The sequence below is a fragment of the Streptomyces sp. SID14436 genome (assembly GCF_010548465.1).
Lineage (GTDB): Bacteria > Actinomycetota > Actinomycetes > Streptomycetales > Streptomycetaceae > Streptomyces.
Genome location: NZ_JAAGMD010000748.1, coordinates 1 through 10,020 on the forward strand (window position 1 = coordinate 1; position 10,020 = coordinate 10,020).

Annotated in this window: 9 protein-coding genes and 1 pseudogene; 4 read left to right on the forward strand and 6 right to left on the reverse strand. The window is 75.0% G+C overall.

The annotated features are described in order from the left end of the window. A pseudogene (locus G3I53_RS27275) lies at positions 1 to 302 on the forward strand (hypothetical protein); the annotation flags it as partial. Positions 303 to 611: 309 nt separating this feature from the next. Here the strand turns inward: G3I53_RS27275 and G3I53_RS27280 are convergent. Both G3I53_RS27280 and G3I53_RS27285 read right to left on the reverse strand, forming a co-directional pair. Then, complete coding sequence (locus G3I53_RS27280) at positions 612 to 1,340, reverse strand: DUF2470 domain-containing protein (protein ID WP_164438881.1); 729 nt, start codon at positions 1,338 to 1,340, stop codon at positions 612 to 614. A gap of 109 nt (positions 1,341 to 1,449) precedes the next feature. Then, positions 1,450 to 2,058, reverse strand: coding sequence for a TetR/AcrR family transcriptional regulator (locus G3I53_RS27285; protein WP_164334695.1), 609 nt, complete (start codon positions 2,056 to 2,058; stop codon positions 1,450 to 1,452). A gap of 126 nt (positions 2,059 to 2,184) precedes the next feature. On the opposite strand from G3I53_RS27285, the gene G3I53_RS27290 reads away from it, so the two are divergent. Beyond that, positions 2,185 to 3,708: a cytochrome P450 gene (locus tag G3I53_RS27290; protein WP_164334696.1), complete on the forward strand. Its 1,524-nt coding sequence runs from the start codon at positions 2,185 to 2,187 to the stop codon at positions 3,706 to 3,708. On the opposite strand, the gene G3I53_RS27295 is transcribed toward G3I53_RS27290, so the two are convergent. The 4 genes from G3I53_RS27295 to G3I53_RS27310 are packed head-to-tail and all read right to left on the reverse strand — an operon-like array spanning position 3,670 to position 7,597. Further along, on the reverse strand, positions 3,670 to 4,500 hold the full coding sequence (locus G3I53_RS27295) for a pentapeptide repeat-containing protein (protein WP_164438882.1): 831 nt from the start codon (positions 4,498 to 4,500) through the stop codon (positions 3,670 to 3,672). The genes G3I53_RS27290 and G3I53_RS27295 overlap by 39 nt on opposite strands. A gap of 50 nt (positions 4,501 to 4,550) precedes the next feature. Further along, on the reverse strand, positions 4,551 to 5,483 hold the full coding sequence (gene sigJ / locus G3I53_RS27300; protein WP_343239684.1) for an RNA polymerase sigma factor SigJ: 933 nt from the start codon (positions 5,481 to 5,483) through the stop codon (positions 4,551 to 4,553). Between the two features lie 5 nt (positions 5,484 to 5,488). After that, entirely contained in the window at positions 5,489 to 6,238 is a 750-nt protein-coding gene (locus G3I53_RS27305) for a PIG-L family deacetylase (protein WP_164333787.1), read from the reverse strand. A gap of 57 nt (positions 6,239 to 6,295) precedes the next feature. After that, positions 6,296 to 7,597 (reverse strand): alpha/beta fold hydrolase, encoded by a 1,302-nt coding sequence (locus G3I53_RS27310; protein ID WP_164333788.1) that lies wholly within the window; start codon positions 7,595 to 7,597, stop codon positions 6,296 to 6,298. 262 nt (positions 7,598 to 7,859) lie between these two features. Between G3I53_RS27310 and G3I53_RS27315 the strand changes: the two genes are divergently transcribed. Then, on the forward strand, positions 7,860 to 8,615 hold the full coding sequence (locus G3I53_RS27315) for a (Fe-S)-binding protein (RefSeq protein ID WP_164333789.1): 756 nt from the start codon (positions 7,860 to 7,862) through the stop codon (positions 8,613 to 8,615). Beyond that, positions 8,612 to 10,020: lactate utilization protein B (locus G3I53_RS27320; protein ID WP_164438883.1), on the forward strand; the 1,409-nt coding region annotated here is incomplete at its 3' end. The genes G3I53_RS27315 and G3I53_RS27320, both read left to right, overlap by 4 nt.

Genomic DNA, 10,020 nt, shown 5'->3' on the forward strand with positions numbered 1-10,020 from the left:
TGGAGGACTGGGCCGAGCGGCCCTCGGGCCGGGTCTTCGTGCACCTCGTGACGCCCCCGGAGTGGCGGCGCATCACCGGTGAGGCACCGCCGCCGTCCCCGGTGGACCGGGCCGCCTACACCCGGGCGGGCCTGCCCTGGTTCGACTACTACGACGACGACGCCCAGGACCTGGCCCCGACGGTCACCCTGGAGGGGGTGAAGCCGGTGGGCGACTGGCTCGGCGACGACCACGAGCCCTGGCAGCCCCCCGCCGGCCACCAGGTCCACAAGCTGGGCGACGCCCCGGGGGCACCGGTTTAGGACGGCGACTGGTAACCGGGGGGCGCGGCGGAACGGCTCCCGCGCGAGCGGTGCGGCGGCCCGCGCGGCGGTGCTCGGCCTCCGTCGCGGGCTGCACGCGCCCGCCCCTCGCGGGGCCGGAGGCGCCGTCGACCGACACGACGAGCGGCATCCGCGGTGAGCCTGCCCGGGCCCGGATGGCGGCTACTCGGCCCTCGCCGCGCGGTGCGCACCGGCACGGGACCCGGCAGGCCGCCGTCGCACCGCCTCGGACGCTGCGCCCGTGCTTCCTCAGTGCGGGCGCCTCCCGAAGCGCGGGCCCCCTCCTCCTCACGCCTCGCGGTCGGTGCGGTGGCGTTGGAGGGGGCGGGGGCAGGAGGCCGCGGCTGCCTGGGAGAGCAGGACGTGCATGCGTTCGGTGAGTTCGGCGACGTCGTCGGCCGGGGCGTGGAAGGGCAGGCGCACGTCGCCGTCCGAGCGCACCCGTTCGACGCGCAGCGTCAGCCCGTGGCGGTCGACGGCGAGCGGCTGGACGCGGACGGCGCCGTGCAGACCGGCCGGGTCGACCAGCCGGGTCAGGCGTTCGACCGCGTCGGGATGGCAGTCGGCGAGGTGGGTGAGCAGCCTGGCCTCGGCGGTGGCGAGCGGGTCGGGGGCGGCGTCGGCGAATTCCGCCGGGTCCACGACGACGGCCCCGGAGCGCTGCCGCAGGACGACCCGGGTGGGCTGGAAGGCGAGCCGGTCCTCCTCCGCGGAGAACCGGCCGGCGAGCCACAGCCGGGCGCGGATCCGGCCGCGGACCGGGACGGGCGCCACGTCGGCGAACTCCAGGACGGCGGACGGCTCGCCCCGGGGCGCGCAGACGGCCGCGGCGAGCAGGACACCGTCCTCGGGCGCCCGCAGCAGCACCCGTCCGTCGTCGGTCACGCTGTGCGCGCCGACGAACTCCTCCCGGGCGGCCTCCGCGGTCACCGTGCAGGACCACGCGGCGGCGAGCACCGAGCGGGCCCGCTGGGCCGCGCCGGGAGCGGCCGTCCAGCCGTGCGTGTCGTCACCCATCCTCGAACCTCCTCTTAGGTAAGCCTTGCCTAACCTACCCAAGATCGAGGGGTGCGCCAACCACATCGCACGATCCTCACAGGAACCTTTCAGGCAGTGCGTCGGGGAGTCAGGGAGTGAGCACACCGAGCAGCGCCCGGGCGCACAACTCCTGCACCTGCTGACGGCTCAGCTCCGAGCCGCGCAGCCACTCCAGGCACACCGCCGTGGTGAAGGCGAGCCAGCCGCGCACGGCCAGCCGCGTCTCGGGGCGCCGCTGGAGCAGCGGGCCGAACTCCGGGTCCGCGGCGAGGGCGGCCAGGATCTGCCGTTCCTGCGCGGCCAGGGCCCGCTGGTAGACCCGGCGTACGGCCACGTCCCCCGCCGCGTCCGCCCGGTGGAAGGCGCGGTAGCCGTGCGCGTGCTCCCGGACGTACTCCAGGTACGTACCGAGTCCGGCGGCGAGCTGCTCGCGGACCGGGACGCCCGGGACCGCCGCCGTCATGCGGAGCATCCGCTCGCTCTCGCGCTCCACCACCGCGGCGAAGAAGTCCCGCTTCGTCGGGAAGTAGTGGTACAGCAGCCCCCGCGAGACACCGGCGATCTCGGCGACCTGCTCGATCCACACCTCGTCGTAGGGGCGGTCGGAGAACAGCCGCGCGCCGACCGACAGAAGCTGCTCGCGGCGCTCCGCGGTGGAGAGCCGGCGGCGGGTGCGCCCAGCCTGGTTCGCGGCCATTCCCGCACTGTACTTGACGCCGGTTCAGCGGCCGGACCAGACTGAACGGCGCTATTGAACTCGCGTACAACACGATCCGGCTCGCACAGCGCGCGTCCACGGCGCTCGCCCGAAGGAGATCGCGTCATGGCGGAGACGACGGACGGCACCCGGCCCCTGCCGAAGGGGTTCCGCAGCGCCGAGCTGGGCTGGCCCGAGCTGCACCGCATCCCGCACCCGCCGTACCGCGTCCCCCTGGCCGGCGACCTCGTCGGCGCGAGCCGCCGCACCCCGCTCCAGGACACCCTGCGCCACGCCCACCGGCTCGGCCCGATCTTCCGGCGCAACGCCTTCGGCAAGGAGTTCGTGTTCACCTGGGGCGCCCGGCTGGTCGCCGACCTGGCCGACGAGTCGCGCTTCGCCAAGCACGTCGGGCTGGGTGTCGCCAACCTGCGGCCGGTGGCCGGCGACGGACTGTTCACCGCGTACAACCACGAACCCAACTGGCAGCTGGCGCACGACGTGCTCGCCCCGGGCTTCCACCGGGAGGCGATGGCCGGCTATCACCCGATGATGCTGGCCGTGGCCGAGCGGCTGACCGCCCACTGGGACCGCGCGGCCGAGCAGGGCCGCACGGTGGACGTGCCCGGGGACATGACGAAGCTGACCCTGGAGACCATCGCCCGGACCGGTTTCGGGCACGACTTCGGCTCCTTCGAGCGGGCCCGCCCGCACCCGTTCGTCACCTCCATGGTCGGCACGCTCACCTACGCCCAGCGCCTGAACAGCGTGCCCGGCCCGCTGGTGCCGCTGCTGCTGCGCCGGGCGAGCCGCCGCAACGCGGCCGACATCGCCCGCCTGAACCGCATCGTCGACGAGGTGGTCCGCACCCGGCGGGCCGAGGGCGGCGGGGACGGCGACCTGCTCGACCGGATGCTCGACACGGCCCACCCCGACACCGGGGAACGGCTGTCGGCCGAGAACGTCCGCCGCCAGGTCATCACCTTCCTGGTCGCGGGACACGAGACGACCTCCGGCGCGCTGTCCTTCGCCCTGCACCACCTCTCCCGGCACCCCGCCGTCGCGGCCCGCGCCCGCGCCGAGGTGGACGCCGTCTGGGGCGCCGAGCGGGCCCCGGCCTACGCGCAGGTGGCCCGGCTGCGCCACGTCCGGCGGATCCTGGACGAGTCGCTGCGGCTGTGGCCGACCGCGCCCGCCTACGCGCGGGAGGCGACCCGGGACACCGTGCTGGCCGGGGAGCATCCGATGCGGCAGGGCGCGTGGACGCTGGTGCTCACGCCGATGCTGCACCGGGACCCCGCGGTGTGGGGCCCGGACGCCGACCGCTTCGACCCGGACCGCTTCGATCCCAAGGCGGTGCGGTCCCGGCCCCCGCACACCTACAAACCGTTCGGGACCGGTGCGCGCGCCTGCATCGGGCGGCAGTTCGCGCTGCACGAGGCGACGCTGGTGCTCGGGCTGCTGCTGCGCCGCTACGACCTGCACCCGGACCCGGACTACCGGCTGCGGGTCACGGAGCGGCTCACCCTGATGCCGGACGGTCTGCGGCTGCGTCCCGAGCGGCGGACCGCTCCCGCCGTCCCCCGGGCCCGGGACGGCGCCGGCGCCCCGTCAGACGGCCGGTGCCCAGTGCGCGGGACGGGTGAGTGACCCCGGCAGCCTCGTACCGGCGCTCCCCCGGGCCGCCTGGACCTGCGGCTGGGTGAGGAAGAAGGCGCCGGTCAGGTCGGCGTCGGTGAGGTCGGTGTCCCGCAGGTCGGCGCCGATCAGGTCGGCGCCCCGCAGGTCGGCCCCGGTGAGGTCGGCGGCGATGAGCAGAGCGCCCCGCAGACTGACCCCGCGCAGGTCGGCCCCCTTGAGGCGGGCGCCCATCAGGTCCGCGCCCCGGCGGTCCTTCCGGCGCCCCCGCACGCCCGCCCGGGTCAGCTCGCTGGCCCGCAGCAGCAGCACGTCGACGGTCCGGCGGTGGGCGCCGACGTCCAGGGCGGCGAGCTCCTCGGGGCTGCCGAGGGCGAGGCGCTCGGTCTCCGCGAGCGCCCGGCGCATGTCGTCGTGGACCGGGCGGGCGGCGGGCAGGGCCAGCGCCTCGGTCAGGTACCACAGCAGTTCGTGCAGCTGCCGCACCACGGGGAACACGTCGAACATCCGGCGGGCCCGCTCCGGTGGGGCGCCCCGCCAGTCCCGGCCGCCGAAGGTGACCTGGGAGACCCGCTGGCCGGCGCCGAAGCAGTCGTAGACGGTGCAGCCGCTGAAGCCCTCCTGGCGGAGCCGGTCGTGGATGCCGCAGCGGTGGTCCGGGCGCAGATGCCCGCACGGGGTCCCGGCCGCCTTGTCCACGGCGAAGTCGGCCGAGGCGGTGAACGGCAGGGCCGCACAGCACAGCCCGAAGCACCGGGCGCAGTCCCCGCGCAGTTCCGGCCGGCCGGCAGCCTGTTCTCGCATGGGCCCCAGCATACGGAGGCGGCGGCCGGCGCCCGGGCGCCGGCCGCGGCTCACCCCTGTCCCGGCGGCACCGCGAGCCGTTCCAGCCGTGCCGGGTCGGCGAGGATGTACATGCCGGTGATGCGCCCGTCGGCGACGGTGACCGACATGACCGACCGGACCGTCCCGTCGTCGTCGACGCTGATCAGGCCGAGCGCGTCGTTGACCAGGACCGTCCGCGCCGCCGCGTTGTACCGGGCGAACAGCAGCGCCGACTCGGCGACCGGCCGCGCACCCCGCAGCGCCTTGGACGCCGCCGCTCCCCGGACCAGGGCGCCCGCGTCGGCACGCAGCACCACGTCCGGGTGGAGCACGGCGACCAGGGCGTCGAAGTCGCCGCCGCGCGAGGCGGCCATGAAGGCGTCGAGGACCTCCTTCTGCCGTCCGGGGTCCGGGTCGGAGGCGGGTTCGGCGTCCCTGACCCGGCGGCGGGCGCGGCTGGCGAGCTGCCGGGTGGCGGCCGGGCTGCGGTCCACGACGGGCGCGATGTCGTCGAACGGCACGGCGAACAGGTCGTGCAGGACGAACGCCAGCCGCTCGTCGGGCGCCAGCCGCTCCAGGACGACGAGCAGGGCCACGCCCACCGAGTCGGCGCGCAGCGCCTGGTGTTCCGGGTCGTCGGGGCCCGGGAGGGGCCGCAGCACCGGGTCGGGCACGAAGGTCTCGTCGATGGGCTGCTCCCGGCGCGCGGTGCGCGAGCGCAGCAGGTCCAGGCAGATGCGGCCGGTCACGGTCGTCAGCCAGCCGCCGAGGTTGGCGATGGTGTCCGGGGCGGCCGTGCGGGCGAGCCGGAGCCAGGTCTCCTGGACGGCGTCCTCCGCCTCGGCCAGGGAGCCGAGCATGCGGTAGGCGACCGCCCGCAGGTGTCCGCGGTGTTCCTCGAAGCGCCGCGCCAGCGCGGTGTCGTCGTCGCGCTCCCGGGGCACCGGGAGCTCCTGGGGCACCGGCGTCACCGGGGGAACACTTCGAAGGCGACCGCGGGACGGTCGCCGTCGCCGAACCGCTTGCCCGTCTCCCGGGCGAACGGGATCAGGAAGCCGCGGACGTACGTCTCCGGGTCCTCGTCGGTCAGCGCCTCGATGTAGGCGCGGTGTTCGAGCAGAGAGCGCACCGCGCGCTCCATGCCGTCGGCGGCGTCCACGGCGTGCGTCGGTGTCTGCGAGCCGGCGACGGCGACCCAGCGGACCCCGTCCCAGGGTTCGAGGCCCTGCTCGGTCAGTTCGGGGAAGATCCACCGGTTGCCCGCGTCCCCGGCCGCGTCCAGCGTGGCGCGTCCGACGGCCACGTGGTCGGGGGTGTTCCAGTGGGTGCCGCCCCAGGTGTCCCGGTGGTTGAGGGTGATCACCAGCTCGGGGCGGTGGCGGCGGATCGCCGCCGCGATGTCCCGGCGCAGGGCCGGGCCGTACTCGATGGTCCCGTCCCGGTGGTCCAGGAACTCCACCTCCGACACGCCGACCACGCGGGCACTGGCCCGCTGCTCGCGCTCGCGCAGCGGGCCGCAGCGCTCCGGGTCGAGGGTGTCGATGCCGGCCTCGCCGCGGGTGGCCAGCACGTAGGCCACCTCGCGGCCGGCGTCGGTCCAGCAGGCGATCGCCGCCGAGCAGCCGTACTCGAGGTCGTCCGGGTGGGCGACCACGGCGAGGGCGCGCTGCCAGTCGTCGGGCATGGGCTGCAGTTGACTGATCGTCGGCTCGGTCATCTCCGCAGACTAACCCGGACCACCGACAGCGCACGGGGTGCCGTTTTCGGGCGGTTCTCAGACGTCGTCGCGGGCCAGGGCGAGCAGGCGGTCCAGGACGCGCGGGCCGCCGGCCCGGACGCCGTCGTGCTCGAACTCGTCGGTGACCCAGGTGCGCAGGCCGCGGATCGCGCGGGCGGTGGCGAGCGAGTGGGCCGTGTCGACGTACAGGTCGTCGTGGTAGACGGCCGCGGCGACCGGCACCTCGTTGGCGGCGAGGCGGGCCGGGTCGTACAGGGGGGTCCAGTCGGTGCGCGCGGCGAGCAGTCCGGCGGTCTCGCGCAGCGGGCGCAGCGCCGGGTCGCAGTCGAACAGCCAGGGGTGCACGGTCTCCCCGGTGAACAGCAGCGGCTCGTCGCCGGCGAGCGTCTTGGCCGCGTCGAACTGCGGGAACTCCGACCGCACCCGCTCCGCCGACCATGCGGTGGGCCGGTCGTCCTGGGCGTAGATCGACTCGTGGATCAGCGCGTAGAGGGGGTGCCCGGCGTACGACAGCAGCCCCTGGACCTGCTCCTGGAAGGCGTCGGACAGGGCGGGTCCGGAGGGGGTGCGGACGAAGGCGTCCTCCAGCAGGTAGTGCAGGCGGTGGCTGCCGTCGCCGCTGCCCAGCAGGACGCCGAGGCTCTGGAACGCCTCGACGGTGAGCCGGTAGCCGGACGGCAGGACCACGTCGTGGGTGAGGAGGTGGTCCGCGATGCGGCGGGCGCGTTCGACGTCCTGGGGGTAACGGGCGTAGTGGGCGGCGACCTTGCGTTCGGTGCGCGGGTAGGCGGCCCGGTACACGTCGTCGGCGTGGGCGTCCAGGGAGGGCAGTCCGCCGGTGATCAGGGCCTGGTCCAGGCCCTCGGGCGCGATGGAGAGGTAGGTGACCGTGCAGAAGCCACCGAAGGACTGGCCGAGGACGGTCCAGGGGGCGCCGCCGGTGACCTGCGGCCGGATCGCCTCGCAGTCCCGGACGATGGCGTCGCCGCGGAAGCGGGTGAGGTGGGCGGCCTGTTCGGCGGGGCCGCCGCGCAGCGGCAGGGTCTGCCGGTTGACGGGGGTGGAGTTGCCGGTGCCCCGCTGGTCGAGGAGCAGGACGCGGTACTCCTGCAGGGCCCGGCCGAGCCACGCCTGCTTGCCGATGAAACGGTTCGCCCCGAAGCCGGGGCCGCCCTGGAGGTACAACAGCCACGGCAGGTCCCGGCCCACCCGGTCCCGGGCGACGACCTCGCGCGCGAACAGCTCGATCGTCTCCCCCGAGGGGTCGTCGTGGTCGAGGGGCACGGTGAAGCGGTGGTCGGTGAGGACGACGCCGGGCTGACGGTAGCTGACGGTCAAGGGAGCTCCAGGGACGGAGGAATGATCGGTCCGCGGCCCAGTCCAGCACACATTCCTGCGGCCAACGAGCCTGGATCATGACATTCTTGCGGGCGCGGTCAGCGGGTGGCCGGGCCGCAACGGCGGACGTCCTGTCCGCCGGCCCGGCCGTCGCGGGCGGCCCGGGAACCGGCTCGCCGGGGGCCGAGGAGGTCTCCCCCCGGCCCTCCTTCGCGGACTACCCTGCCCAGGGCGCCCGACGACCGATCCACGAGGAGCCGCGATGCGTGTCGCCCTGTTCCTGACCTGCGTCAACGACACGCTGTATCCCGGGACCGGGCGGGCCGTGGTGACGCTGCTGACCCGGCTCGGCGTCGACGTGGACTTCCCGATGGGGCAGACGTGTTGCGGGCAGGCGCACTACAACACCGGCTACCGGCACGAGGCGGAACCGCTGGCGCTGCGGTTCGCCGAGGTGTTCCGGGACTACGAGGCGGTCGTGACGCCGTCCGGGTCGTGCGGGGCGATGGTGCGGGAGCTGTATCCGCGGCTGGGTGAGCGGGCCCGTGCGGAGGGCCGCGGGGACTCCCTCGCGGTGGCGCTGGCGCCGGTGGTGCCCCGGACGTACGAGCTCACCGAGTTCCTGGTGGACGTGCTGGGCGTGACGGACGTCGGCGCCTGGTACCCGCACACCGTCACCTACCACCCGACGTGTCACGGGCTGCGGTCCCTGGGGCTGGGGGAACGGCCCCGGCGGCTGCTGGAGGCGGTGAAGGGGCTGGAGCTGGTCGAGCTGCCGGGGGCCGAGGAGTGCTGCGGGTTCGGCGGCACCTTCGCGCTGAAGAACGCCGACGTGTCGGCGGCGATGGGCGCGGACAAGGTGCGCCACGCCGAGTCCACGGGTGCCGAGGTGCTGTGCGCGGCGGACAACTCCTGTCTGATGCACATCGGCGGCACCATGACCAGGCTGCGGTCCGGGCTGCGGCCGGTGCACCTGGCGGAGATCCTGGCGAGCACGGAGGAGGACCCGGCCGTATGAAGGGGACGTTTCTCGGGATGCCGGCGGCCGCCTCGCCCGGACCGCCCGCCTTTCCGGAGGCCGCGCGGGAGGCCGTGCGCGACGCGCGGCTGCGCGGCAATCTGCGGCATGCCACGCAGACCATCCGCGCCAAGCGTGCGGCGGCCGTCGCGGAGGTGGCGGACTGGGCGGAGCTGCGGGAGGCCGGGCGGCGGATCAAGGACCACACGCTCCGTCACCTCGACCACTACCTGGTGCGGCTGGAGGAGTCGGTCACCGCGGCGGGCGGCACCGTCCACTGGGCCGCCGACGCCGACGAGGCCAACCGGATCGTGACCGGACTCGTGCGGGAGACCGGCGAGCGCGAGGTCGTCAAGGTCAAGTCGATGGCCACCCAGGAGACCGGTCTGAACGAGGCGCTCGAGGCGGCGGGCATCCGCGCCTACGAGACCGATCTGGCGGAGCTGATCGTGCAGTTGGGCCGGGACCGGCCCTCCCACATCCTGGTCCCGGCGATCCACCGCAACCGCGGCGAGATCCGGGAGATCTTCGCCCGCGAGATGGCCGCGTGGGGGCGGCCCGCCCCCGACGGACTGACCGACTCCCCCGCCGAACTCGCCGAGGCCGCCCGGCTGCACCTGCGGGAGAAGTTCCTGCGCGCCAAGGTCGGCATCTCGGGCGCGAACTTCGCGGTCGCGGAGACCGGCACCCTGGTGGTGGTCGAGTCCGAGGGCAACGGGCGGATGTGCCTGACCCTGCCCGAGACGCTGATCTCGGTGGTCGGCATCGAGAAGGTCGTGCCGACCTGGCGGGACCTGGAGGTGTTCCTGCAGACCCTGCCCCGCTCGTCGACCGCCGAGCGCATGAACCCGTACACGTCGATGTGGACGGGCTGTTCGGACGACGACGGCCCGCGCGCCTTCCACCTGGTGCTGCTGGACAACGGCCGCAGCGACACCCTCGCCGACGAGGTGGGCCGCCAGGCGCTGCGCTGCATCCGCTGCTCGGCCTGCCTGAACGTGTGCCCGGTGTACGAGCGGGCCGGCGGCCACGCCTACGGCTCCGTGTACCCGGGCCCGATCGGCGCGATCCTCGGCCCGCAGCTGCGGGGCACTGCGGGCGAGCTCGACGCCTCGCTGCCGTACGCCTCGTCGCTGTGCGGGGCGTGCTACGAGGTCTGCCCGGTCGCCATCGACATCCCCGAGGTGCTGGTGCACCTGCGGGAGCGGGTGGTGCAGGGCGGCACGGCCACCCGGGACGGCAACAAGGTGGTGCTGCGGCCCGCCAAGGGGCACGCGGCGGAACGCGCGGCGATGCGGGCGGCCCGCTGGGCGTTCGGCCGGCCGGGGGTCCTGCGCACCGGGCAGCGCCTCACCTCCCGCACCCGCCGCGTCCATCCGCGCACCCTGCCGGGGCCCGGCCGGGC

What these genes read in the sequence shown, in the direction of transcription:
- G3I53_RS27280 (WP_164438881.1), bottom strand. Translation starts at nt 1,340, where the DNA reads ATGGGTGACGACACGCACGGCTGGACGGCCGCTCCCGGCGCGGCCCAG.
- G3I53_RS27285 (WP_164334695.1), bottom strand. Translation starts at nt 2,058, where the DNA reads ATGGCCGCGAACCAGGCTGGGCGCACCCGCCGCCGGCTCTCCACCGCG.
- G3I53_RS27290 (WP_164334696.1), top strand. Translation starts at nt 2,185, where the DNA reads ATGGCGGAGACGACGGACGGCACCCGGCCCCTGCCGAAGGGGTTCCGC.
- G3I53_RS27295 (WP_164438882.1), bottom strand. Translation starts at nt 4,500, where the DNA reads ATGCGAGAACAGGCTGCCGGCCGGCCGGAACTGCGCGGGGACTGCGCC.
- G3I53_RS27305 (WP_164333787.1), bottom strand. Translation starts at nt 6,238, where the DNA reads ATGACCGAGCCGACGATCAGTCAACTGCAGCCCATGCCCGACGACTGG.
- G3I53_RS27315 (WP_164333789.1), top strand. Translation starts at nt 7,860, where the DNA reads ATGCGTGTCGCCCTGTTCCTGACCTGCGTCAACGACACGCTGTATCCC.